This is a genomic window from Thermomonas sp. LB-4 (assembly GCF_036409385.1).
Lineage (GTDB): Bacteria > Pseudomonadota > Gammaproteobacteria > Xanthomonadales > Xanthomonadaceae > Thermomonas.
The window spans coordinates 1-25,444 of sequence record NZ_JAXOFT010000018.1; the positions used below are offsets into that span (position 1 = coordinate 1).

Sequence of the window (25,444 nt, forward strand, 5' to 3'; positions counted from 1 at the left end):
CACCTACTTCTTCCTCAAGATCCGCGCCGCATTCCCCGGAGTTGGGAGATGAACCGAAAAAAAGCCCCGGCGATGCCGGGGCGTTGCGTGTGCAGCAGATGGTTGCGATTACAGCGGCTTGTCGCCGAACTTGTAGGTGAGCTGCAGGTAGAAACTGCGGCCCTGGGTGTCGAACCAGGAGATGTCGTAGTACGGATAGCTGGTGTAGGTCGGGTCCACCGGTGGCTTCTTGTCGAACAGGTTGTTGGCGGTCAGCGAGACCTGCATGCGCTCGCTGAACTTGTATTGCAGGTTGGCGTTGTAGCGGTAGGTCGCTTCGACCCACGGACCCGGGTCGCCGTCCTCCCACACTTCGTCGTAGGACCAGCCGTTCGGCAGGCGGCCCAAGCGACGACCCTGCAGCGACGCCGACCATGCCTCGCGCTCCCACGACAGGCGTGCACTGGCCTTGTTGCGTGGGATGTCGTAGCCGCTGTTGACTGCGAACTTGTCCACCACCGCCTGGTCCGGGTAGTCCTGCACGTCGTGGTGGCGCACCCAAGTGTAGTTGCCGCTGAGAGTGAACTTGCCGAGGCGAGTGTCGAAGCGCAGGTTGGCGCTGGCATCGACGCCACTGGTGCTCTCGTTAGCGATGTTGATCGGGTTGACGTGGACGCCGTAGATGCTGCCGTTCTGGCTGCGGGTAATGCGCGCCAGCATGTCCTGGCAGGTGGCAGAGTTGATGGCAGCGCCGTTCACCCCGAGCCGGCAGTCGCGCTCCTGTCGCATCACCTCGTTGGCGCTCATGTCGCGCACTTGGTCCTTCATCATGATGTCGAAATAGTCCACCGACAGGTCGAACATGTGCGAAGGCGACCACACGAAGCCCGCGGTCCAGGCTGTGCTGGTTTCCGGATTCAGATCGTGGTTGCCGACGCGGCTGCGGATGATGCCTTCGCCGCCGTAGCTGCAATCATCGTAGCTTTCGTCCGGTTCCTCGGTGTCGCACAGATAGTAATCGGTGACCGAGGTTTCATCGTTGCCGGGACCGGTGAACACGTAATGCAGGTCGGGCACGCGGAACGCGGTGCCGTAGGATCCGCGCACCAGCAGGCTCTCCAGCGGCCGCCACTCCATGCCTGCGCTCCAGGTGGGCTTGCCCACGGTGCGGCCGGCGAAACGGTACTGGTCGTAGCGCCCCGCCACGCTCAGGTTCAAGGCGTCCAGCACCGGCATGCGCAGCTCGCTGGCCAGCGCCCAGCGGTTGCGACTGCCATGGCCATCGGAGTCTTTCCAACTGTAGTAGTAGTACTGGGTGGCCAGCGGATCTGGCTTAAGGTCGTAGCTTTGGTGGCCGACCTCGGCGGTGGCGGCGAAGCCTGCCGCTCCGCCCGGCAACTGGAACAGGTCGGCTTGGGTGACGGAGAACGACAGGGTCTGGTTGGCCGACTGCGGGTGGTAGGTGGTGTAGGCGAAAATGCTGTCGTACTCGGCGCGGGTCAGCGGCGTGTACATGCGTTCGTGCGGGGCGTTGAAGATCGGATATGCGGCGCCGCGGAAGATGTACTCGCCCGGCAATTGCGGGCCCAGGAACAGCGCGTTGGCCTTGGATGCCACGATCTGCGGCCAGCTGGTCCGGGCCGTGTACTGCGAATGGCTGAAGGCAGCTTCGTAGTCCCAGTCGTTGCCGAACACGCCCTTGAAGCCGGTGGTGACAGCAAAGGTATTCTGCACGGTGTTGACGGTGCCGTTGCCCAGGCCGCCCATTTCTTCGATGCTGAACTGGCGCTGCCAGTATTCGATCTGATCCGTGGCCTGGTTGTAGAAATAACCCTCTTCATTGCCGTCCGGCATCATCAGCGACCAACTGCGTGGAGCCCGGAACAGCGAGACCTCGTGGCGACCGGCCTGGATATCGGCGAACCATTCGCTGCCGTTGTCGAAAGTGTAGTTCAGCGAGGCGTAGGTGTTCACGCCCTGGCGCTTGCTGACCATGGTGCGATAGGCGACCGCGCGGTCGCTGCCGCAGTAGTTGCCGTAGTTGCGCCGGTAGGCGTACTGCATCGTGCCTTCGTTGAGGTCTGACAGGTCGTCACAGGTGGCCTTGCCCGGATCGATGTAGTCGTCCCACCAGTCGGTGATCAGGAAGTTGCGCGACGGATAGCCATAGCGGGCGGGATTGGGCGCATCGAAGCTGGAATCCTGCTGCGCGCGCTGGAAGCCCCACAGCGGCTTCTGGTCACGGTATTCCAGGCCCGCCACCGCGTTGAACGCGCCGCGCGAAAAACCGCTGGAGATATTCAGCACATGCGATTCACCACCGCCGTGTTCGTTCCAGCCGTAGCGATAGTCGATGGTGGTGCCGTCGGCCTGCTTCTTGAGCATGAAGTTGACCACGCCGGAGATCGCGTCCGAGCCGTAGATCGCCGAGGCACTACCGGTTAGGACTTCGATGCGATCGATCATGCCCAGCGGGATGCTGGAGATGTCGGTGAAGTTGCTGCGTCCGCCGAACGGCAGCGGGAAGTCGGCGATGCGGCGACCATTGACCAGTACCAGTGTGTGGTTGGGCCCAAGCCCACGCAGGTCCACCTGCTGCGCGCCGGGAGAGAAATCGGCGCCGCCGGCGGACTGCTGGCTCTGCGTCTCGCCGCCGTTCTGGGTCAGCGACTGCATCACCTCCGGCACGCTGGTGAAGCCGCTGGCGCGGATGTCCTGGGCGGTGATCATGGTGACCGGCGCCGGGCCCTCCACCTGTGTGCGCGGGATGCGCGACCCGGTCACCTGCACGGCCTGCATGTTGGTCACCGGTGCGTCGGCCGCGGCCTGTGCGGGCCGTGCCTGCGGCGCCGGACGCGTAGGTGCGGCCGGCTTGGCCGCGGCGCCGGTGGGCACGATCAGCATGGCCCCGGAGGCATCGCGCTGGGCGCGGAAGCCGCTGCCCTTGAGCAGCGCGTCGAGCGACTGCGGCGACGCCGCCTGTCCGCTCAGGCCGGCGCTGCGCGCGCCCTTGAGCTGGTCGGCGCGGTACACCAGCTGGGTGCCGGTCTGGCGGGCGTACGCATCCAGCGCGCTGGCGAGGTCGCCGGCTGGGATGTCGAGGCGGGCGGTTTGCGCCTGCGCCGCCAGGGCGGCGGAGCAGGCCAGCGACAGCAGCAGGACGCGGAGCGGGCGAGACGGTTTCATGGTGTGGTTTTTCCCCCGGGGCGCCCGGACTGGACGCCGTTACAAATGCATGACGAACGACCGCAGGAAATCCCCCCGGGCCTTTCGGCACCCCTCGCGGCGACTTCCGGCATGCATCGGCCTGCGATCACGATGGCAGGCGCGCACGGCAGGCAATTGGGTCCCGGTTGCGGCTCGCGATACGGGCCGGTCGTGGGGCTGCGTCAGCAACCGCGTTGCCGGCGCGCCTTTGCTCAGCGCGAGTGCAGCACGATGCGTTCCGCGTCGGCTTCCGCGCGCACCGGGAAGCCGGCTTCGAGCAGGCGTACGAAGCCTTCGGTGTTGTCCCAGCGGAAGCTGCCGCCGATCCGCAGGGCGCCGGCCTGCGCGTCCGCCAGCACCAGCTTGCGCGCGTTGTAGCGGTTGAACTCCGCCACCACTTCGCTCAGCGGCGCATCGCGGAAGGCCAGCAGGCCGTCGCGCCAATCCAGCAGCCGCTGCGCATCGGCCAGCGGCAGGCTGCGCACCAGCAGGCCGTTGCCGCGCACCAGCGCCACGCTGCCGGACGGCAGCATCACCGAGGGCGTGGCGCCGGCGGCGGTCGGCGGTGCGTCCAGCCGCACCGTGCCCTCGGTCACCACCACCCGCAGCGCGGCCACGTCGCGGCGCACCGAGAAGCGCGTGCCCACGGCCACCGCGCGATAGCCGTCGGCGGCGACCGCGAACGGCCGGCGCGGGTCCTTGGCCACTTCGAAGATCGCCTCGCCCGAGGTCAGCGCCACGTCGCGCGCGCGCGCCGAGAGCCGCACCTCGATGCCGGTGGCGCTGGCCAGCGTGGCACGCGAGCCGTCGGCCAGCGGCAGGGTGCGCACCTCGCCCATGGCGGTGCGGTAGGCGGCGGTATCGACCCGGGTCTGGCTGCGCCAGCCCCAGGCCAGCGCCAACGCGCAGCCGGCCAGGGTCGCCGCCATCGCGAAGCGAGCCAGGCGCCGCTGCCGCGCCGGCCGCGCCGTCGCGGGGCGCTGCGCCATTGCCTGCAGCATCTGTTCGCGGCGGCCTGAGGGCGTGGCCTGCCAGTGGCCGCGCGCGGGCGCGGCGCTGTCCTGCCAGCCGGCGCCCAGCGCCTGCAGCCGCCCGCTTTCCTGCCAGGCCGCCTGCAACCGCAGGAACGCCACCCGGTGGCCGATATCCGCGTCCAGCCAGCGCTGCAGCGCGGTTTCGTCATCCGCACTCCAGCGCCCGCCGTCGCGGCGCGCCAGCCAGCCCGCCGCCGCCTGCTCGATCGCCATGCTGTCGCCGCGCATCGATCAGTCCGCCTGCCGCCGTGCGCCGGCATCCGCCGTGCCGGCCTGCGCGCGCGCGTCCACCTCGCCGGTATACAGCGCGTCGGCGAGCAGGCGCATGCCCTTGGCGATGTGCTTTTCCACGGTTTTCTCGCTGATGCCCAAGCGCGATGCCACGTCCTTTTGCGACAACTCCTCCACCCGCCGCAGCCACACCACCTCCCGGCAGCGGTCGGGCAGCCGGTCGAAGGCGTCGGCCAGCCGGCGCAGGGCCTGGCGACCGCCGCACCAGCGTTCCGGCGAGACCTCATCCACCAAGACGAGCGAGGGCTCGAAATCACCCATCGGCTCGATCGACACCACCTTGCCGCGGCGCAGCCGGTCGGTCATCAGGTGGCGCGCGCTGGCGAACAGGAACGCCCGCGGCTGGGTGGGGCGCGACTTCGCGCCTGCCTCGTAGATGCGCGCGTAGAGCTCCTGGCGCAGGTCGGGCAGCTCGTCGCGGTGCGGCCAGTGCCGCTGCAGGAAGCGCATCAGCGCCTCCTCGTGGACGAGGACTTCGTGGACGAACCAGCGGTCGAGCTCCGTCTGCATCCGCGTACCATAGCGAAAGCCGCTGCCCGCGAGCGAGGGAAAACCGGTGTACGTTCGTCTAATGACGTATCTGCGAATGAAGGGGAAGTGGATGATGAAGGGACGTGCCGGCTGGTCGATGATGCTCGCCGCGGTGCTGGCCGCGGTGCTGGCCGCGGCGCCAATCCTGCCGGCGCTGGCCGCCGATGTCGGCCACTACGTGCTGGGCGACCTGCAGGCGAGGACGCCGGGCAAGGTGCAGCCGGGCCTGCTGCTGATGGGCGGCGGCGACCGCAATTTCGACGCCATGCACTGGTTCATGAAGAAGGCCGGCAACGGCCACATCGTGGTCCTGCGCGCCTCGCAGGGCGGCGAGATCGGCGAGGAGTTCTTCAACGAGGTCGGCGGGATCAAGTCGGTCGAAACCTTCGTGTTCAAGGACCGCGAGGCGGCGACCGACCCGAAGATCCTGGCCGCGCTCAAGCGCGCCGACGGCATCTTCCTGGCTGGCGGCGACCAGTCCCGCTACGTCCGCTACTGGCGCGGCACCCCGGTGGGCGCCGCGCTGGATGCCCACGTGAAGGCGGGCAAGCCGCTCGGCGGCACCAGCGCTGGCCTGGCCATGCTGGGCGAATACCTGTACGGGGCGATGGACGGCGGCAGCCAGACCAGCCCGCGCGCGCTGGCCGACCCGTTGGGCGATGGCAACACCATCGAGACGGATTTCCTGCACGTCGCGCTGCTCAAGGGCATCGTCACCGACACCCACTTCAGCGAGCGCGCCCGGCTGGGCCGGCTGGTCGCCTTCCTCGCCAAGGCCGAGCACATGGCCGGCCGGCCGCTGCTGGGCCTGGGCGTGGACGAGGATGCCGCGGTGGCGGTGGAGGGCGACGGCCGTGCGCGTATCTATGCCACCGCGCCCGGCGCCGGCGCCGTCGTGGTGCGCGGCGGCTTCAAGCAGAAGCAGGCCGAGGACGAGGCGATGAACCTCGATCGCGTCGATACCGTGGTCGCCGGCGCGGAGTCCGTGTTGCACCTGCCCGAGGGCCGGGTGGAACGCCCGCTGGCGCAGCGCAGTTACGCGGTGCGTGACGGCGTGCTGGTGGCGCTGGACACGCCCACGCTGGTCATCCACGGCGGCGCCGGGGTGGAGCCCGGAGACCTGACCGCCGACGAGGAGGTGGTGGTGAAGCGCGCGCTGGAAGCAGCGCTGCGTGCCGGCCACGCCAAGCTGCAGGGCGGCGCTTCGTCGCTGGACGCGGTGACCGCCGCGATCACCGTGCTGGAGGATGCGCCGCAGTTCAACGCCGGCCGCGGCGCGGTGTTCACCCATGACGGCCGCAACGAACTGGACACCTCGATCATGGACGGCGCCACCGGCAAGGCCGGCGCGGCGGCCGGCCTGCACCGCGTGCGCAACCCGATCACGCTGGCGCGCGCGATCATGGACAAGTCGAAGCACGTGATGATGGTCGGCGACGGCGCGGAAATGTTCGCGAAGGAGCAGGGCATCACTCTGGTCGACCCGTCCTATTTCCGCACCGAGAAGCGCTGGAAGGGGCTGCAACGCGCGTTGCAGCAGGAGAAGGCGGCGCAGGCCAGCAACACGCCGCTGGTGCTGCCGGGCAAGGCGTATTTCGGCACCGTCGGCGCGTTGGCGCTGGACGCGCAGGGCCAACTGGCGGCGGGCACCTCGACCGGTGGCATGACCAACAAGCGCTACGGGCGCGTGGGCGATTCGCCGATCATCGGCGCCGGCACCTGGGCCGACGCGCGCTGCGCGGTCTCCGGCACCGGCTGGGGCGAGTTCTACATCCGCGCCGCCGCCGCCCACGAGATCTGCGCGCGGGTGCGCCTGGACGGCCAGCCGCTGGCCCGCGCTGCCGATGGCGTGATCAACCGCGACATCCCCAAGGCCGGTGGCGACGGCGGTGCGATCGCGCTGGGCGCGGACGGCAGCATCGCCTTCCCGTTCAACACCGGCGGCATGTACCGCGGCTGGATCGGCGCGGACGGCGTGCCGCACGTCGCGATCTACAAGACCGACGCGCTGGCCACGCCGCGCACGCACTGACGTTCTACCGCTCCGAATGCCCGCTCTCGTCGTAGCCGCGCGGCGTGAGCGCCGCCGGCTGGATCAGCTCGACGAAGGCGCGCGCCTGCGCTGACAGGAACTTGCCCTTGCGCATCACGATGCCGTAGCTGCGCGAGGGGAACCAGCGCGCCAGCGAGCGCGCCGCCAGCCGCTGGCGGTCGGCATCGGTCAGGCAGATCGCGGTCACGATGCTGATGCCCAGGCCCATCGCCACGTACTGCTTGATCACCTCCCAGCCGCCCACCTCCAGCGCCACGGTGTAGGGCACGCGATTCTGCTGGAACACCAGGTCGACCAACCGGTAGGTGGTCAGGCGCTTGGGCGGCAGGATCAGCCCGTAGGGCGACAGGTCCTCCAGCGACAGCTGGCGCTTGCCGGCCAGCGGATGGTCGGGCGGGGTGATCAGCATCGGTTCGAAGCGGTACACCGGCGCGTAGGTCAGGTCGGCCGGCACGTCCAGCATCGAGCCCACCGCCAGGTCCACGCCGTCGCTGCGCAGCAGGTCCAGCCCGCTGGCGCCGGTGACGTTGTGCAGGCTCAGGCGTACGTCGGGGTGGCGCTGGCGGAACGCATCGACGATCCCCGGCAGCAGGTACAGGATGGTGGAACTGCCGGCGGCCACGTGCAGCTCGCCGGCGTCCAGCCCGCGCACCTGCTCGCGGAAACCGGCGGCCAAGTTGTCCAGCCCCTCCACCAGCGGGCGCGCCATCTCGTACAGCAGGTCGCCTTCGCGGGTGGGAACCAGGCGGCGGCCGACCCGTTCCAGCAACCGCACCCCCAGTTCGCGCTCCAGCGCCTGCAGCTGCAGGGTCACTGCCGGCTGGCTGAGGTAGAGCGCCTCGGCGGCGCGCGAGATCGAACCCAGCCGCGCCACCTGGCAGAACGCCCGCAATGGCTTCAGGCGCGAGCCCTTGTAGGCGAAACGCAGCGCGCTGGCAGGGGTTTTCGCCATGTTCTCAATTGGATATTTGAAAAATTAATACTAAGCATTGACAAATCTGCTTTGTCAAATACAACACGCAGGCGGATGGTTGGCTTCCCCACACGTGCCACGGAGCCGCCGATGTCCGCAGTGCTGCAAGACCGCCCCGGCGAGGGCGTGGAGATCGCCCGCCGGGTGCCCGGGCAGGACGCCCTGCTGACCCCTGCCGCGCTTGGCTTCCTGGCCGGCCTGCACCGCCGCTTCGAGGGCGAGCGGCAGGACCGGCTGGCGGCCCGCCGCGCCCGCCAGCAGGCCTTCGACGCCGGCGCGCTGCCGGATTTCCGCGCCGACACCGCCCACATCCGCCGCGGCGACTGGACGGTGGCGCCAACCCCGGCGGCGCTGCTGGATCGCCGCGTCGAGATCACTGGCCCGGTCGACCCGAAGATGGTCATCAACGCGCTGAACTCCGGCGCCAACTGCTACATGGCCGATTTCGAGGACAGCACCGCGCCGACCTGGGCCAATCTGCTCACCGGCCAGCAGGCGCTGCGCGCGGCGATCAGCGGCGCGCTGGTGCACGAGGCGGGCGGCAAGCGCTACGAACTGCGCCCGCAGGCCGAGCAGGCGGTGCTGATCGTGCGGCCGCGCGGCTGGCACCTGGACGAGAAGCACGTGCTGGTGGACGGCCAGCGAATGTCGGCCTCGCTGTTCGATGCCGGTCTGTTCGCCTTCCACAACGCCCACGCGCTGGCCGGGCGCGACCGTGGCCCCTACCTCTACCTGCCCAAGCTGCAGTCGATGGAGGAGGCCGCGCTGTGGGAGCGGGCGCTGGCGGCCATCGAGGACGGGCTGGGGCTGGCGCATGGGCAGATCAAGGTCACCGTGCTGATCGAGACCCTGCCGGCGGCGTTCGAAATGGACGAGATCCTGTTCGCGCTGAAGGACCGCATCGTCGGCCTGAACTGCGGACGCTGGGACTACATCTTCAGCTACATCAAGACCCTGCGCCGGCACCGCGACCGGGTGCTGCCGGAGCGCAGCCAGGTGACCATGGTGCAGCCGTTCCTGCGCGCCTATGCGGAACTGCTGGTGCAGACCTGCCACCGCCGCGGCGCGCATGCGATGGGCGGGATGGCGGCGCAGATCCCGGTCAGCGGCGACGAGGCCGCCAATACCGCGGCGCTGGCGCGCGTGCGCGCCGACAAGCTGCGTGAGGTGGGCGCGGGCCACGACGGCACCTGGGTGGCGCATCCGGCCCTGATCCCGGTTGCCCGCGAGGTGTTCGACGCGCGCATGCCGGGGCCACACCAGCGCCATGTCGCCCGCGACGACGTGCACGTCGAGGCCGAGGACCTGCTGCGGCCGTCGCTGGGCACCATCACCCGCGCCGGCTTCGAGAACAACGTCGAGGTGTGCGTGCGCTACCTCGCCGCGTGGCTGGACGGCAACGGCTGCGTGCCCATCCACCACCTGATGGAGGACGCCGCCACCGCCGAGATCGCCCGCGCCCAGCTGTGGCAGTGGCTGCACTTCGCCGATGCCGGCGGCCCGCCGCTGTCGCTGGACGACGGCACCCCGGTCGACTTCGTGCTGCTGGAGCGCGCGTTGATCGGTTTGCCCAGCCGGCTGGGCGATCCCCGCCGTATCCCCGGCGCGGCGCGGGTGTCCGAGGCGATCGGCCTGCTCGACCGCCTGACCCATGCCGAGGAGCTGGCCGAGTTCCTCACGCTGCCCGCCTACGAACGCATCGACTGATCCACCTGTCGCCTTCCTTCCGCCGCCGCCAACCCCACGAGGTTTCCCCATGAAGAACCATCTGCCGACCGCCGAACAACTGAAGTTGGACTGGGCCAACAACCCGCGCTGGGCCGGCATCACCCGCAGCTATTCCGCCGAGGACGTGGTGCGCCTGCGCGGCACCGTCCAGATCGAGCACTCGCTGGCCCGGCTGGGTGCCGAGAAACTGTGGAAGTCGCTGCACAGCGAGCCGTTCGTCAACGCGCTGGGCGCGATGACCGGCAACCAGGCCATGCAGCAGGTCAAGGCCGGGCTGAAGGCCATCTACCTGTCCGGCTGGCAGGTGGCGGCCGATGCCAATCTGGCCGGCGAGATGTACCCCGACCAGTCGCTGTACCCGGCCAACTCGGTGCCGCAGGTGGTCAAGCGGATCAACAACACCCTGCTGCGCGCCGACCAGCTGCACCACGCCGAGGGCGACGACAGCATCGATTTCCTGCAGCCGATCGTGGCCGACGCCGAGGCCGGCTTCGGCGGCGTGCTCAATGCCTTCGAGCTGATGAAAGGCATGATCGAGGCGGGCGCCGCCGGCGTGCACTTCGAGGACCAGCTGGCCAGCGTGAAGAAGTGCGGCCACATGGGCGGCAAGGTGCTGGTGCCCACCCGCGAGGCGGTGGAGAAGCTGACCGCGGCGCGCCTGGCCGCCGACGTGATGGGCGTGCCCACCCTGATCGTGGCCCGCACCGACGCCGAGGCGGCGGACCTGCTGACCTCCGACGTGGATGACAACGACAGGCCGTTCTGCACCGGCGAGCGCACCATCGAAGGCTTCTACAAGACCAGGAACGGCTTGGACCAGGCGATCAGCCGCGGCCTCGCCTACGCGCCGTATGCCGACTTGGTCTGGTGCGAGACCGGCAAGCCGGACCTGGAGTTCGCCCGCAAGTTCGCCGAGGCGATCCATGCGAAGTTCCCCGGCAAGCTGCTGGCCTACAACTGCTCGCCGTCGTTCAACTGGAAGAAGAACCTGGACGACGCCACCATCGCCAAGTTCCAGAAGGAGATCGCCAGCTACGGCTACAAGTTCCAGTTCATCACCCTGGCCGGTTTCCATGCGCTGAACTACGGCATGTTCGACCTGGCCCACGGCTATGCGCGCCGGCAGATGAGCGCCTTCGTCGAGCTGCAGGAGAAGGAGTTCGCGGCCGCCGAGCGCGGCTTCACCGCGGTCAAGCACCAGCGCGAGGTCGGCACCGGCTATTTCGATGCCATCACCCAGACCATCCAGGGCGGCAAGTCGTCCACGGTGGCGCTGAAGGGCAGCACCGAGGAAGAGCAGTTCCACGCCGGCACCCGCGCGGCCGCCTGACGCCCGTCCCCGCCATCGCCCGAAAACGGGCGGGGCGGGGCCAGAGCGGGGCCTGGCCGCCGGCGGCGGCCCCGTTGCGGCCGCCGCAGTACGGCAGCGGATGCAATGGTATCCTGCGGCAGGATCTGAGGGGCCGGAGCCGCACAGGGGAGCGCGTGGCAGCACTAGCGCACATGATCGATGCCCGGACCGGGGTGGACGACAGCACGTCCGCGCTGCACCCGGACGAGTACGCGCTGTTCGCACAGGTCGCCCGGTCCTGCCAGGTGGAGGCCGGGCAGCGGCTGTTCCGCCGGGGCGACCACGGCGCCGCCATGTACGTGGTCGCCAACGGTGCAGTGGAACTGGACTTCGGCGATGACTTGATCGGCAAGCGGCTGGGCGCGCGCGCCTTTTTCGGCGAGCTGGGCCTGCTGATCGGCGACCACGCCCGCAGTGCCGACGCGGTGGTGGCCGAAGCCGGCGAGCTGCTGGAATTGGGTCGCGATGAATTCGAACTGCTGGCCCAGCGCGACCCGGCGCTGCTGGCGCAGTTCCTCCGCCGCGCGATCATGCGCGTGGTGCTCAACGAACAGGCGCTGATCGCGCGCCTCCGCCGGCGCAACCAGGAGCTGCAGGAAGCGCTGGACGCCTTGCGTTCGACCACCCACCGGCTCGACCAGTCGGAGGCGCTGACCCGCACCGACGAGCTCACCAGCCTGACCAACCGGCGGGGTTTCGCCGCGGACGTGGAGCAGCGCCAGCAGGCCGGCGATCTGGAAGGACATGTGCTGGTCCTGGTGGACTGCGACCGCTTCAAGTCCATCAACGACACCTACGGCCATCTGGCCGGAGACCGCGTCCTGCAGAGCGTGGCCAACCTGCTGCGTGCCGTGGCCGGTCCCGACGACATCGTCTGCCGGCTGGGCGGCGACGAGTTCTGCCTGCTGCTGCGCGGCCACACGCGCGACCAAGCCGAGCGGATCGCCGGCTACATCGCCGACAGCGCGCGCATGCTGGAGCGCATGCACAGCCGGCCGCCCCAGATGACTACCCTCAGCATCGGCGCCTGCCTGATCGGCAAGGGCACCCATGCCGGCTGGGAGAACTGGTACGCGCAGGTGGACGATGCGCTGTACCGGGCCAAACGCAATGGCGGCGACTGTGTCGAGTGGCTGGACTGAAGCGCGCATGCAGGATGCCGGCGCGCCACAGGTCCGTACGATCCTGCTCACCGATCTGGTGGATTCCACCCATCTGGTGGAGCGCCTGGGCGATGCCGCCGCCGCTGCGCTGTTCCGTGCCCACGACCGCCTGGTGCTGGAGCTGCAGCAGCGCTGGCGCGGCCGGCTGATCGACCGCAGCGACGGCCTGCTGCTGCTGTTCGAGCGCCCCATCGACGGGCTCGCCTTCGCCCTCGACTACGCCCGCGGCCTGCGCGACCTGGGCCGCGAGATGCAGCTCAACCAGCCGCTGCAGGCACGCGCCGGCCTGCACGTGGGCGAAGTGCTCGTCTGGGAAAACAGCCCGGAAGCCGTGCGCCAGGGCGCGAAGTCGCTGGAAGTGGAGGGCCTGGCCAAGCCGCTGGCCGGCCGCCTGATGGCGCTGGCGCGGCCGGGCCAGATCCTGCTGTCTGCCACCGCCGAGCCGCTGGCCCACCGCGCCGCCCGCGAACTGGGCGAGCGCGGCGAACTGCTGGTCTGGAAGTCCTACGGGCGCTGGCGCTTCAAGGGCATTCCCGAGGCCCAGGAAGTCCACGAGGTCGGCGAGCCCGGGCTGGCCCCGCTGCGCATCCCCTCACACACCCCCAAGGCCTGGCGCGACCTGCCGCTGTGGCGGCGCCCGGTGGCCCTGACCGCCGAAGCGCTGCTGGTGGCCGGCATGGCCATCGGTGCCTGGTTCCTGGCCCAGCCGAAGCCGGCCATCGCCTTCAACGAGCGGGACTGGGTGGTGGTTGGCGACCTGCGCAACCTGACCAGCGATCCCCGTCTGGAGGATGCGCTGGAGCAGGCCTTCCGCATCAGCCTGGAGCAGTCCCGCTACGTCAACGTGGTGGGCGAGCTCAAGGTGCGCGACACCCTGCAGCGCATGCAGCGCAAGCCGGACACGGCGGTGGACCGCGCCTTGGGGTCGGAAATCGCCCTGCGCGATGGCGCCCGCGCCGTGCTGTTGCCAACGGTGTCCGAGGTCGGTGGCCGCCTGCGGGTCAGCGCCGAGGTCATCGACCCGCACACCCAGACCACCGTTTACGCCGTCTCGGCCGACGGCAAGGGCGTCGAGTCCGCGCTGGCCTCCATCGACGAGGTCACCGACCAGCTGCGCGCGAAGTTGGGCGAGGCGCTTCAGAACGTGCAGAAGACGTCGGTCCCCTTGCCGAACGTAGCCACGCCCAGCCTGGATGCGCTGAAGGCCTTCGCGGTGGCCCGTCGCGTGGCCAACACGACGGGCGATCGCGAGCAGGCGCTGGGCCTGTACCGGCGCGCGCTGCAGCTTGACCCCCAATTCGCGCTGGCCCATGCGGACATGGCGCGCCTGCACGCGACCCTGGGTGAGCCGGGCGCTGCCCGCGACGAATGGCGCAAGGCCTTGGCGCTGCCCCAGCGGCTGTCGCCGCAGGAGCGCCAGATGATCGAGCTGATGCTGATGCAGCACACCGGCCCGCAGGCCTACTTCCGCAAGGCCGACGAGTACCTGGCGCTGTATCCGGACGATTACCAGACCATTGGCCGGCTCTCCAGCAACCAGTGGCACCAGCGCAATGATTTCCGCGCGGCCGAGGCGCTCAGCCGGCGCGCGCTGAAGCCACAGAACGAGCGCTTCAGTTCGGTGCGCTACAGCCTCGGGATCATGCTGCTGGGCCAGGAGCGCTATGACGCGGCGCAGACCGAATTCCGACTTGCGCGGGAGGCGGGCTTCGTGGGCGCGGGCGAGTTGTATGCGCTGCTCCATGAAGCGCGCGGGCAGTACGCGGAAGCCGACAAGACCTACTTCGCCGGCACTGCCGGGCGGAACGGATGGCACGGCGAGACGGGGGCCATCGTCTGGATCGATCGCGGCCAGCCGGCGCAGGCGGCGGCGGCCGTGCGTGACTGGGCGCAAAAGGCGGACGCCAGCGGCGACGTGCTGGAGTTGCTGCGTGCCCATGCGGCGCTGGCCAGCATGGCGGTGCTGCACGGGCAGGGGGATGCCGCGCGTGCCCGGCAGGCGCTGCTGGCGTTGGTCGAGGCCAAGGGCGCAATGGGCGACGATCTCTATCCCCCCGTTTCGACGGAGTTGCGGCTGTACGCGGGGCTCTTGTCGGCGTACCGCGATGATCGGGCGGGTGTGGAAGAGGCGCTGCGTCGCACCCAGGGCAGCACCGTCGTCCGCGACTACCCCACCATCCGGGAGTTGCACGAGGTCCTGCAGGCCGAGCAGGAGCGCCTGGGCGGCCAGCCCCGCCTGGCGATGGCGCGGCTTGCGCCGCTGGTGCGCCAGGACACCGCCTTGGTGGCGACGCATTGGGCGCTCATGCGGGCAGCGCGAGCGGCCCGGGAGGAGGATGTCGCCAATGCCCAGGCCGACTGGCTTGCGACGCACCGCGGGCGCGTCTTCGCGGAAAGCACCACCTCCGACGTGCTGCGGTTCTTCAACGTGTCGGTCTCGGCGGAAGTCGCACGGTCCCGGCAGCAGGCGGCAACGAAGACGCCCTGAACGTGATGTCGCGCATGCAGCCGCGGCGAATCGGTGACCCGCAGTCGCACCGCCGTTAGCGCCTTGACAGGCATCCGCATGGCGCGCTGCATCGGATAGCGTCGAAGCGCAGCGCCTTCAGTCGTATTGCACCGTCCTCCGGCGATCCGGAGTCGGACATCCGACCGAAGCCGGGGCGCTTTGCATGCGCCCCGGCCGTTGTCGATCGGCTGCGAGGTGCCTCAGTCCGCGCTGAATTCCTTCGCACAGAGGAAGCTGACCGGCACGTTCAGCGCGCTTTCGAGCTTTGCGCGGTCGCGGGCGATCTTGGCCTTGGGCGCGATCCGGTCGGTCGGCGCCAGTTGCATGCAGGCGCCCGCGGAATTTGCACCTGCTTCCACCTTGTATCCGACCTGCTGCAGGGCCGCATGGGCATCCTTCTTGAACAGGCGGCGGAAATCGTTGTCAGTGGCGAGCTTGTCCAGCAGCTTCCTGGTGACTTTCGGGTCGAGCGGCGCGGGCTTGGCGCCCTTCTTGGTGGCCATCGTGGTGGTATCCCCTGTGGTGGTCGGACATGCGTGTCGGCGACGCTACCCTTGTCGCTGCCCGGCAGCAAGCGGCAAGATCGGATTTTTTGCTGGATGAACCCATGCGTATCAGGCGATGTGCGCTGCTACGACTCGAGTCCCGCGAGGAGACCCGTTTCGACTTGTCGGCGCTGTTATCCGGGGATACCGGGGTCCTCAGCCACATGCGGTGGCTTGCGCATGCGCCAGCGCTGCAGGCCGAGGTGGAGGTGGACGCAGCGGAAGTCGCGCTGCTCGGCGAAACCAGTCCCAGCGATTGGGTGAGTGCAGCGCCCTTAAGGATGCGCCACGGCGCGGCGCGCGTGCGGCGCCTGCTTCGCGCGGGACTGCTGGTGGGCAGCACCGCAGCGTGGGCGCACTGGCGCAGGGAAGACGAGCGCGTGCGTGCCCTGCACTGGCATGGGGCTGCCGCGGATTACCATCATGCCTCGCGCTGGAGCGGCATCGATGCCGCGGGCGAGGTCGAAGACGCTGGCCTGCACAATGCCGAAGGGTTGCGTCGAGCCTATGGCGTGCCCCCGCCCATGCTGCACCAACGCGGCGATGGCGACGCGGTTACTGCCCTGCCCCCCGCCTCGCGTTCTGCGTATGACGACCTGTTGGACGCGCGCGCCAGTTGTCGAAATTTCGATGCCGGACGGATGCTGCCGTTGGCGAGCCTGGCACAGGTCCTGGAGCGGGCCTTCGGGGAGCGCGGGCGCGTGCGCGGCGCGGACGAATTCGATGTCCTGAAGCGCACCAGCCCCTCGGGCGGTGCCCTCCATCCCACCGAATGCTACCTCCTCGCCCGCCGGGTCGATGGTCTAGCGCCCGGGCTTTACCACTATCTGCCTGCCCGCCACGCGCTGCAGTCCTTGCCGATGGACGACGCGCGGATCCTCGCGGATGCGGGGAAGCATCCCGCCGCGCGGGGGAAAACGGCGCTCGACTATCTGGCGTGGATAGCCGTTGGCGGACAGCAATATTTCGCGGAAGCCCATGCCCTCTGCGTGCTCGCGCCGCGCTTTTATCGGAATTTCTGGAAGTACCGCCGCCACCCGAAGGCCTATCGGGTCTGCATTCTCGACGTCGGTCATCTCTCGCAGACGTTGTTGCTGAGCGCCACGGAAGCCGGGCTGGGCAGCTTCGTGACCGCCGCGATCAACGAAGTCGACATCGAGCGCGCGTTTGGCTTGGAGCCCTGGTCCGAAAGTCCGTTGGCGGTTTGCGGAATCGGACCCCGTGCCGACCGGATGGAAACGTACGAGTTGGATCCCAACCGGCGTGCCTGGCCACGCTAGAAAGAGACCTCACGCCGCGGCCCGGTCACGCCCGCGCTCCAGCTTGCGGTAGCCAATCGCTTCCGAGAGGTGCGGTGTTTCGATGGCCTCGCTGCCGGCCAGGTCGGCGATGGTGCGGGCCACGCGCAGGATCCGGTGCAGCGAGCGCGCGGACAATTGCAGACCGTCGACGGCGCGCTCCAGCAGGGCGGTATCGCGCGGCGACAGTCGGCAGAACGCATTGGTCTGGGCCTGGTCGAGGCGGGCGTTGGGCTGCCCGCAGCGGTCGTGCTGGCGGGCGCGCGCCGCGACCACGCGCGCGCGCACCAAGGCGCTGGCTTCGCCCGGCGGGCCGTCGGTGCGCAGCGCGGTGGGCGGCAGCCGCGGTACTTCGACATGCAGGTCGATGCGCTCCAGCAGCGGCCCGGAAATGCGCCCGCGGTAGCGCCGGATCGCCTCGTCGCTGCACAGGCAGCGCCCCGAGGGGTCCCCGGCCCAGCCGCACGGACATGGATTCATCGCCGCCACCAGCTGGAAGCGCGCCGGGAACTCGCACTGCCTGGCGGCGCGGGAAATGCTCACGCTGCCGGACTCCAGCGGTTCGCGCAGGACCTCCAGCGCGTGCCGGCTCCACTCGGGCAACTCGTCGAGGAACAGGGTGCCGTGGTGGGCCAGCGAGATCTCGCCGGGCCGCGGGTCCGCGCCACCGCCAACCAGGGCCACCGCGCTGGCGGTGTGATGCGGGGCGCGGAACGGCCGCTGCCGCCAGCGCGCCAAGTCCAGCCCGCGGCCGCTGGCGGAAGCGATGCTGGCGGCTTCGAGCGCCTCGGCATCGCCGGGTTCCGGCAGGATGCCGCCCAGTCGCGACGCCAGCAGGGTCTTGCCGCTGCCGGGCGGACCCACCAGCAACAGGTGGTGGGCGCCGGCGGCCGCGATCTCCAGCGCGCGCCGCGCCTGCGCCTGTCCGCGCACGTCGGCCAGGTCCGGCATCGGTGCTTCCGTGCAGCTGCGCGGGCAGGCCAGCGGCAACGTCTTGCGGCTCTCCAGTGCGGCGCAGACTTCCAGCAGGGTGCGCGCGGTGCGGACCTCCACGCTGGCCGCCGCCAACGCGGCTTCCTCGCCGTTGCCGGGCGCCACCAGCAGGCGCCGCCCGCTGGCTCCGGTGGCGAGGGCCGCGGCCAGCGCGCCATCCACAGGCCGCAGCTCCCCGGTCAGCGCCAGCTCGGCGATGAACTCCCAGCCGTCCAGTGCCTCCACCGACAGCTGGCCGCTGGCGGCCAGGATGCCCAGCGCGATGGCGAGGTCGTAGCGCCCGCCGTCCTTCGGCAGGTCGGCAGGGGCGAGGTTGACGGTGATGCGGCGGGCGGGGAACTCGAACTGCCCGCACTGGATCGCGGCGCGCACCCTGTCCTTGGCCTCGCGCACCGCCGCCTCCGGCAGGCCGACGATGGACATGGACGGCAAGCCGCCGGCCAGGTGCACCTCCACCCGCACTTCGGGCGCACGCACGCCCACCCGCGCACGGCTGTGCACGATCGCAAGGCTCATGGCGGCGGCCCTCAGTGGCGCGGGGCGTCGTCGGTCTTGGCGGCGTTGGCCAGCTCGGCCAGCTGGCGCTCCAACGCTTCCAGCTTGTCGCGCGTGCGCGCCAGCACCGCGCGCTGCACGTCGAATTCCTCGCGGGTCACCAGGTCCAGCTTGCCCAAGCCTGCCTGCAGCACCGACTTGAAGTTCTGCTGCAGCTCCTCGCGGCTTTCCCGCAGGCCCGGCGGAACCAGGCTGCTGAGGCGGCGGGCGAGTTCGTCGAGTTGGGCCAGGTCGATCATGCGTGCGGATGTCATCGGAAGGGCCTCCTGCTGCGGGTGCCTGCAGCATGCGCGGAGGCGGGTGCGGGCGCCGTCGGCGCGGAACCCGGCGCAGGGTGGGGAAAGTCCGGTCCTGCCGGTGCAGTATGCCCACATCGCCCGCGATATGCTCACTCCATCATGCAGGAGAGTCGATGATGAAAATGGTGATGGCGGTGATCAAGCCGTTCAAGCTGGACGATGTGCGCGAGGCGCTGGCCGAGGTCGGCGTGGCCGGCATCACCGCGACCGAGGTGAAGGGCTTCGGCCGCCAGAAGGGCCATACCGAGCTGTACCGAGGCGCCGAGTACGTGGTGGACTTCCTGCCCAAGATCAAGCTTGAGATCGCGGTCACCGACGACCGCGTGGAGGCGGTGACCGAGGCCATCATCAGCGCCGCCGGCACCGGCAAGATCGGCGACGGCAAGATCTTCGTCTGGGACCTGGAGCAGGTCGTGCGCATCCGTACCGGCGAGCTGGATGGCGACGCCCTGTAGCCGGCGCTAATCCTCCACCCTGTCGCGGCCCTGGTGCTTGGCGCGGTAGAGCGCGGCATCGGCTCGGGCGAACAACGCTTCGCGGGTATCGCCGGGGCTTGCCTGGGCAACGCCGATGCTGGTGCGCACGTGCAGCGCTGGATCGATGCCTGGCAGTTCCAGCGAGCGGGTGGCGGCGAGCAGGCGGCCGGCGATGGCCAGCGCCTGTTCGCGATTGGTATCCATGCACACCACCGCGAACTCCTCGCCGCCGATCCGTCCCAACCGGTCGCGCCCGCGCAGCTGCGCTTGCCAGGCCTGCGTGGTGGCTCGCAGGACTTCGTCGCCAGCGGCATGGCCATAGCGGTCGTTGATCGTCTTGAAGTGGTCCAGGTCCAACAGCAGAACGGACACCGGGGTCTGCAGCTGCGTCGCGTCGGCAAGTGCGCGCTCGGCGATCTTTTCGATGGCACGGCGGCTGGCCACGCCGGTCAGCGGGTCGGTCATCGCCAGCGTGCGCAGGCGGCGCGTTCGCTTGCGCTGGCGCAGGGCCAGCGCCGCCAGCACCGCGACCAGCAGCACGCCCAGCAGCAGGGCCAGCGTTTGCCAGCGGCGAATCCGTTCCAGCGCCTGCAGCTGAGATTTGCGGGAGCTGGCTTCGGCGCGGAGGCGGTGGTTCTCGAATTCGCGCTTGCGGATCTCGTACTCGTATTCCAGCAGCCGGCTCTGCTCCAGCCGCATCTTGCCGTGCAGGGAGGCCTGCAGGGCCGCGTAGCGCTTGTAGTCGGCCAGTGCCTGGGTGGCGTTGCCCAGCGCTTCGTGGCTGGCCGCACGCGCCTGGTGGAGCAGAGCCAAGTAGCGCTGGTTGCCGTCTTTCTCGATCAAGGGCAGCGCTTGCGCGTAGTTGGCCAGCGCCTTCTGGTGCTGGCCCTTGCCGGCAAGCGCCTGGCCGGTGAGCAGCAGCAGCATGTCGTCGCTGCCGTGGCGCTCTTCCGCCCCGAAGATCGCACCTGCCTGCGCCAGACTGGCTAAGGCAGCGTCATGCTCGCCGAGTGATACCTGCGCAGAGGCCAATCCCAACCACGCATTGGCGGCGCTCAGCGGCTCCTTGTGGGCCGTGGCCACTTCGATCGCGCGGGCAAACGAGGCTTTCGCTCTTTCGGGTTTGCCCGATTCGTCATACAGGTAACCAAGCTGCACCAGGTCGGTGATCACCCGATCCCAATCCTGTTTGTCCTGCATCCGTTCCACCGAGCGCGTGAAATATCGTTCGGCCTGCGCCCAGTCGCCGATGCGGCGATAAGTGATGGCGATCCACAGCATCAGCGTGTCGACTTCGTGGTCGATCCCGGCTGCACGAAAGCTGGCGCGCGCGCGCTGGAAATCCAGCAGCGCCTTGGCCTGCTCGCCCTGCTGGGAAAGCAGCGAGCCGCGCTGGATCAATGCTTCGCCAAGCAGCTGAGATTCCGCCGAATCCTCCAGCAGGCTGACCATGCGCTCGGCTTCGCCGATGGCCCGCCCGGCACCTTCGAGTTCCTGCACATAGCCGATCCGGCAGAACTGCGCGCGTCCCTGCGAGGCCAGGTCGCCCGCTGCCTGGGCGCGCCGCTGGGCTTCATCGGCATAGGCCAGCCCCTGCTTCGGATCCTTCCAGTACTCGCTGGTGCAGTAGACCGAACGGAACTGCACTTCGCGCTTGCGATCCCCCTGCGGCAACAGCGCGCGCAGTTGCTGCAGGTATGCCTCGTACTCCTCGTAGGTCATGTCCATCGACTCCGGACCGATGACCTTGGCGAACACCGCATCGAACAGGTTTGCCGACGGCACTGCCGCGACGGGTTGCGCGGACACGCCAGCGGTTGCCGACAGCAAGAGTGCCAGCAGCAGGAGTGCCTTTCGTAGCAACCGGGTCATTTCCATCCGGGCCCATGCACACCATTGCCGACGGGTTGCGGCGGAGCGATGGTATGCGGTTTTCCGGCGGCAGTGGGGGGGCTGCCGCCGGGGGGTCAGGCTTTCAGGGCGGCCGTCACAAAAGGCGGCAGGCTCTGCGCGCCCTTGTGGATGTCGGCGGTGTAGTAGAGCGTGGCGAAACCCTTGCCGCGGGCATCGGCTTCGCGGAAGTCGAACCCGGCGCCCGCCGCTTTCTTCGCCATGGTGCAGCTCCACCAGCCGGTGGGGTAGCAGGGCTGCGGGAACGGCAGGGTCTGGAAGCTGTGGAAACCGGCCTTGCCCATCTCCGCGCGCATGGCCTTGATCAGGTCCAGCAGCACCAGCGGCGATTCGCTCTGCTGGACCAGGATGCCGTCGTCCTTCAGCGCGCGGTGGCAGCTGGCGAAGAAGGCCTTGTTGAACAGGCCCTCGGCCGGACCCACCGGGTCCGTGGAATCCACGATCACGATGTCCACGCTGCCGGGCTCGCAGTTGGCCATGTAGGCGATGCCGTCGTCGAACAGCAGCTCGGCGCGCGGATCATTGTTGGATTCGCACAGCTCGGGGAAGTACTTCTCGGCCATGCGCGTGACCTGCTCGTCGATGTCGCACTGCACGGCCTTTTCCACGCCCGGATGGCGCAGCACTTCGCGCAGGGTGCCGCAGTCGCCGCCGCCGATGATGACCACGCGCTTGGGGTCTGCGTGGGTGAACAGCGCCGGGTGCGACATCATCTCGTGGTAGAGGAAGTTGTCGCGGCTGGTCAGCATCATCGCGCCGTCGATCAGCATGACGTTGCCCCAGTCGGTCGATTCGTAAATCTCGATGTGCTGGAACGGCGACTGCACCTCGTCCAGCTTGCGGACGATGCGGAAGCCGATCGACGAGCCGGCCTTGTCGAAATTCTCGTGCAGCCAGGTCGATGCGGTCATGGCGGTGGTTCCGGAAAATGTTGCGGGGCGCGGATTGTATCGGATGGGGCCGGGTTCCGATGCGAACGGCGCCGCCGGCTGCACGGAGCCGGGCGGCCGCTGCCCCGCCTTCGTCACCGGCACTGCGCGCCGCAGGCCCTAGAATGCCGGCTCCACACGTAGGCATTACCGATATGACCGACTGGTCGCCCGACCTCGCCCGCAAGACCTATTCGATCCCGCACTGGGCGGACGGCTATTTCGACGTCGACGCGCAGGGCCGCATCTTGGTGCGGCCGAAAGGCGCGGATGGCCCGGTGATCGCGCTGCCCGAAGTCGTCGATGCCTCGCTGGCGCAGGGCGGCAACCTGCCGGTGCTGGTGCGCTTCCCGGATATCCTCGGCGACCGCCTGCGCAAGCTGCAGGCCGCGTTCGCGCAGGCGCAGAAGGACTGGGACTACGCCGGTGGCTATACCGCGGTGTATCCGATCAAGGTCAACCAGCACGCCGGCGTGGCCGGGACGCTGGCCTCGCACCACGGCGAGGGCTTCGGCCTGGAAGCGGGCAGCAAGCCGGAGCTGATGGCGGTGCTGGCGCTGAGCCGGCCGGGTGGGCTGATCGTCTGCAACGGCTACAAGGACCGCGAATACATCCGGCTGGCGCTGATCGGCCGCAAGCTGGGGCTGGAGACCTTCATCGTCATCGAGAAGCCCTCCGAGCTGAAGGTCGCGCTGGAAGAGGCCGAGAAGCTCGGGGTCAAGCCGGGCCTGGGCGTGCGCATGCGGCTGGCGTCGCTGGGCGCGGGCAAGTGGCAGAACAGCGGCGGCGACAAGGCCAAGTTCGGCCTCGACCCGCGCCAGCTGCTGACGCTGTGGAAGGAGCTGCGCGACACCGGCATGGGCGATTGCCTGCAGCTGCTGCACTTCCACATGGGCAGCCAGATCAGCAATGTGCGCGACATCGCCGCCGGCATGCGCGAAGCCACCCGCTATTTCGTCGAGCTCTCGCAACTCGGCGCGAAGATCAGCCACGTCGACGTCGGCGGCGGCCTCGGCATCGATTACGAAGGCACGCGCTCGCGTTCCTATAACTCGGTCAACTACGGCATCCACCACTACGCGTTGAGCATCGTGCAGCCGCTGGCCGATGCCTGCCGGAGCGAAGGGCTGGTGCCGCCGCGCATCCTCACCGAATGCGGTCGCGCGATGACCGCGCACCATGCGGTGCTGGTGGCCAATGTCAGCGAAGTGGAGCGTGCGCCGGAGGGCCGCGTGCCGGAGTCGCACGCCGATGAATCGCACCCCGTGCGCCAGCTGCGCGAGTTGCACGAGGAAATGACCGGCCGCCCGGCGGTGGAAGTGTTCCACGAAGCAAGCCAAGCGCATGCCGAAGGCCAGAGCCTGTACGCGCTGGGCCAGCTGGACCTGGTGCAGCGCGCGCGCATCGATGACCTGTTCTACGCCATCGCCCACGCGGTGAAGGCGCGCCTGACCTATGACGAGAAGAGTCACCGCGACCTGCTGGACGAGCTCAATGAGCGACTGGTGGACAAGTATTTCGTCAACTTCAGCGTGTTCGAATCGATGCCGGACGTGTGGGCGATCGACCAGGTATTCCCGATCGTGCCGATCGAACGGCTGGACGAGGCGCCTACGCGGCGCGGCATCATCGCCGACCTGACCTGCGACTCCGACGGCAAGATCGACACCTACGTCGAGAACGAGGACCTCGATTCCTCGCTGCCGCTGCACGAGCTGCGCAAGGGCGAGAGCTACCGGCTGGGCTTCTTCTTGGTCGGTGCCTACCAGGAAATCCTCGGCGACATCCACAACCTGTTCGGCGACACCGACGCCATCGAAGTGCGCTGCACGGGCGATGGTTACGCCATCGGCCAGCAACGCCGCGGCGACACCACCGACGTGATGCTGGACTACGTGGGCTACAAGCTGGACGACCTGCGCCGCCGCTACCGCGCCCTGGTCGGCGCCGCCGACATCGGCAAGGCCGAGGCGGATCGCCTCAACGAAGCGCTGGAGCGCGGGCTGACCGCCTACACCTACCTCAGCGACGAACCGCTGGAGTGACCGTTACCGGCGGGTGATCGCGTTGTTTCCACTGATCAAGGGGGAAACGCGATGATCCGATCGATCCTGCTGCTCGTGCTGGCGGCATTGGCAGCACCCGCCGTGGCGGCACCATCACCAGCGGCATTCGCGCCGGCGCCATGCAAGTTCGAAGGCGTGAAGGCGAGCTGGGCGAAGCAGCACCGCATCGACTGCGGCTGGCTACAGGTACGCGAATCGCGCGACAAGCCCGACAGCCGCGTCATCAAGCTGTGGGTGGCGATCGCGCGCGCTGAAGTCGCGGACAAGCGCGACGATCCGATCCTCTACATCAACGGTGGCCCGGGCGTCGCCACCGTGGACTACGTCTTTCCGCATTTCCCCAAGAGCCAGACATGGCCCGCCTTCCGCAAGGATCGCGACCTGGTGTTCTTCGACCAGCGCGGAACCGGGCGATCGGAGCCAGCGTTCTGTCCCGAGCTGGACAAGACGTTGGAGCAGGTGCAGCAGGAAGCGCCGCCCGCGCGCGAGGCGCTGGATCGCGGCAAGGCCGCCTACGCCGCCTGCCGCCCGAAGATGCAGGCGCAGGGCGTGGACCTGACCAACTTCAACAGCACGGTCACGGTGGAGGATGCCGAGGACCTGCGCCGCGCGTTGGGTATCGCGCAGTGGAATGTCTACGGCATTTCCTACGGCAGCCTGGTCGGGCTGGAATACTTGCGCCGGCACCCGGAAAGCCTGCGCAGCGCGATCGTGGATTCGGTGTTCCCGCCCAACTCGGCGGTCGGGGCCGAGCAGGTCGGCACCACCGCGTCGGCCTACCAGGCGGTGCAACGCGCCTGCGCGCTGGACCCGGGCTGCAGCGCGCGCTTCCCGGACGTGCTGGGTGCGTTGCGGCAAGCGGTGGAACGCCTGAACGTGGCGCCGTTGCCGCGGCCCGCAGGCGGTCGCATTACCGGCGATACGTTCCGCGACATCATGTGGATGATGCTGGTGCGCACGAAGACGGCACCGTGGGTGCCGCTGGCGCTGGAGCGGGCAGCCGCCGGCGACGAAGCGGTGATCCGCAAGCTGGATGAGCTGTTCGGCGGCATCGACGGCGGTTTCGGCAACATCAGCCAGGGGCAGTCACTCGCGTCCGCGTGCTACGAAATCTTCGGTGGCAGCACCACGGACAGTCGCCGGGTCGTCCGGCGGCGGCATCCGTACCTGACCGCCCAGGACATGATCCCCAGCCAGGACGACGAGCTGTGCGCCACCTGGCAGCCGGTGCGGGCGTCGGTCGACTTCCATGCGCCGGTCCGCAGCGAGGTGCCGACGCTGCTGTATGGCGGTGAGTTCGATCCGGCCACGCCCTACGACGATGCGGTGCTGGCGGCGAAGAACCTGTCGAATGGCACGCTGGTGTACGTGAAGGGTGCGTCGCATGCGTCGTTCACGCTGGACGACTGCACCCGCGGCATCGCCCACGCCTTCCTCGATGCGCCGTCGAAGCAACCGGATCTTGCCTGCCTTGCGCAGCGCAAGGACACGGTGTTCCCGACCGAAGGGCTGATGGAGTTCCTCGCCTCGCAAGGCGGCTGAGGCGGGGAGCA

At 69.0% G+C, this 25,444-nt stretch carries 17 protein-coding genes and 2 pseudogenes; 10 read left to right on the plus strand and 9 right to left on the minus strand.

Annotated elements, in window-relative coordinates; genetic code table 11:
- Positions 1–108: 108 nt before the first annotated feature.
- The 3 genes from SPK54_RS10670 to SPK54_RS10680 all read right to left on the minus strand — a co-directional run bounded on the left by SPK54_RS10670 (position 109) and on the right by SPK54_RS10680 (position 5,021).
- Positions 109–3,165 carry a TonB-dependent receptor gene (locus SPK54_RS10670; protein ID WP_330947883.1) on the minus strand — a complete coding sequence of 1,019 codons (3,057 nt, stop codon included), beginning with the start codon at positions 3,163–3,165 and terminating at the stop codon, positions 109–111.
- Between the two features lie 233 nt (positions 3,166–3,398).
- Positions 3,399–4,448, minus strand: coding sequence for a FecR domain-containing protein (locus SPK54_RS10675; protein WP_330947884.1), 1,050 nt, complete (start codon positions 4,446–4,448; stop codon positions 3,399–3,401).
- Positions 4,449–4,451: 3 nt separating this feature from the next.
- Positions 4,452–5,021, minus strand: a complete 570-nt coding sequence (locus SPK54_RS10680; protein WP_330947885.1) for a sigma-70 family RNA polymerase sigma factor — start codon at positions 5,019–5,021, stop codon at positions 4,452–4,454.
- Between the two features lie 298 nt (positions 5,022–5,319).
- On the opposite strand from SPK54_RS10680, the pseudogene SPK54_RS10685 reads away from it, so the two are divergent.
- Both SPK54_RS10685 and SPK54_RS10690 read left to right on the plus strand, forming a co-directional pair.
- Positions 5,320–5,880 (plus strand): annotated as a pseudogene (locus SPK54_RS10685) (cyanophycinase); the annotation flags it as partial.
- A 234-nt stretch (positions 5,881–6,114) separates the two neighbouring features.
- Positions 6,115–7,074, plus strand: a pseudogene (locus tag SPK54_RS10690) (isoaspartyl peptidase/L-asparaginase); the annotation flags it as partial.
- 4 nt (positions 7,075–7,078) lie between these two features.
- Here the strand turns inward: SPK54_RS10690 and SPK54_RS10695 are convergent.
- Positions 7,079–8,047 carry a LysR family transcriptional regulator gene (locus SPK54_RS10695; protein ID WP_330947886.1) on the minus strand — a complete coding sequence of 323 codons (969 nt, stop codon included), beginning with the start codon at positions 8,045–8,047 and terminating at the stop codon, positions 7,079–7,081.
- 111 nt (positions 8,048–8,158) lie between these two features.
- On the opposite strand from SPK54_RS10695, the gene aceB reads away from it, so the two are divergent.
- The 4 genes from aceB (at position 8,159) to SPK54_RS10715 (ending at position 14,798) form a co-directional block, all read left to right on the plus strand.
- The gene (gene aceB, locus SPK54_RS10700) at positions 8,159–9,775 is read left to right on the plus strand and encodes a malate synthase A (RefSeq protein ID WP_330947887.1); all 1,617 of its coding nucleotides are present in this window, start codon (positions 8,159–8,161) and stop codon (positions 9,773–9,775) included.
- Positions 9,776–9,824: 49 nt separating this feature from the next.
- Entirely contained in the window at positions 9,825–11,126 is a 1,302-nt protein-coding gene (aceA, locus tag SPK54_RS10705; RefSeq protein WP_330947888.1) for an isocitrate lyase, read from the plus strand.
- Between the two features lie 173 nt (positions 11,127–11,299).
- A complete protein-coding gene (locus SPK54_RS10710; RefSeq protein WP_330947889.1) occupies positions 11,300–12,289 on the plus strand; it encodes a diguanylate cyclase in 990 nt (329 codons plus the stop codon).
- Positions 12,290–12,296: 7 nt separating this feature from the next.
- Positions 12,297–14,798 carry a putative peptide modification system cyclase gene (locus SPK54_RS10715; protein WP_330947890.1) on the plus strand — a complete coding sequence of 834 codons (2,502 nt, stop codon included), beginning with the start codon at positions 12,297–12,299 and terminating at the stop codon, positions 14,796–14,798.
- A gap of 221 nt (positions 14,799–15,019) precedes the next feature.
- Here SPK54_RS10715 and SPK54_RS10720 read toward each other — a convergent pair whose 3' ends face one another.
- Positions 15,020–15,322, minus strand: a complete 303-nt coding sequence (locus SPK54_RS10720) for an NHLP-related RiPP peptide (RefSeq protein ID WP_190282060.1) — start codon at positions 15,320–15,322, stop codon at positions 15,020–15,022.
- Positions 15,323–15,351: 29 nt separating this feature from the next.
- Here SPK54_RS10720 and SPK54_RS10725 point away from each other — a divergent pair, with 29 nt between their 5' ends.
- Positions 15,352–16,644, plus strand: coding sequence for a putative peptide maturation dehydrogenase (locus SPK54_RS10725; protein WP_330947891.1), 1,293 nt, complete (start codon positions 15,352–15,354; stop codon positions 16,642–16,644).
- Positions 16,645–16,653: 9 nt separating this feature from the next.
- Here the strand turns inward: SPK54_RS10725 and SPK54_RS10730 are convergent, their stop codons facing one another.
- The gene (locus SPK54_RS10730) at positions 16,654–18,171 is read right to left on the minus strand and encodes a YifB family Mg chelatase-like AAA ATPase (protein WP_330947892.1); all 1,518 of its coding nucleotides are present in this window, start codon (positions 18,169–18,171) and stop codon (positions 16,654–16,656) included.
- An 11-nt stretch (positions 18,172–18,182) separates the two neighbouring features.
- A complete protein-coding gene (locus SPK54_RS10735; RefSeq protein WP_330947914.1) occupies positions 18,183–18,449 on the minus strand; it encodes an accessory factor UbiK family protein in 267 nt (88 codons plus the stop codon).
- A gap of 176 nt (positions 18,450–18,625) precedes the next feature.
- On the opposite strand from SPK54_RS10735, the gene SPK54_RS10740 reads away from it, so the two are divergent.
- Entirely contained in the window at positions 18,626–18,964 is a 339-nt protein-coding gene (locus tag SPK54_RS10740) for a P-II family nitrogen regulator (RefSeq protein ID WP_330947893.1), read from the plus strand.
- A gap of 6 nt (positions 18,965–18,970) precedes the next feature.
- Here SPK54_RS10740 and SPK54_RS10745 read toward each other — a convergent pair whose 3' ends face one another.
- On the minus strand, positions 18,971–20,794 hold the full coding sequence (locus SPK54_RS10745) for a diguanylate cyclase (protein WP_330947894.1): 1,824 nt from the start codon (positions 20,792–20,794) through the stop codon (positions 18,971–18,973).
- A gap of 158 nt (positions 20,795–20,952) precedes the next feature.
- Positions 20,953–21,807 (minus strand): polyamine aminopropyltransferase, encoded by an 855-nt coding sequence (gene speE, locus SPK54_RS10750; protein ID WP_330947895.1) that lies wholly within the window; start codon positions 21,805–21,807, stop codon positions 20,953–20,955.
- A 173-nt stretch (positions 21,808–21,980) separates the two neighbouring features.
- On the opposite strand from speE, the gene speA reads away from it, so the two are divergent.
- Both speA and SPK54_RS10760 read left to right on the plus strand, forming a co-directional pair.
- Positions 21,981–23,870, plus strand: coding sequence for an arginine decarboxylase (gene speA, locus SPK54_RS10755; RefSeq protein WP_330947896.1), 1,890 nt, complete (start codon positions 21,981–21,983; stop codon positions 23,868–23,870).
- Positions 23,871–23,921: 51 nt separating this feature from the next.
- Positions 23,922–25,433 (plus strand): alpha/beta fold hydrolase, encoded by a 1,512-nt coding sequence (locus tag SPK54_RS10760; protein WP_330947897.1) that lies wholly within the window; start codon positions 23,922–23,924, stop codon positions 25,431–25,433.
- Positions 25,434–25,444 lie beyond the last annotated feature (11 nt).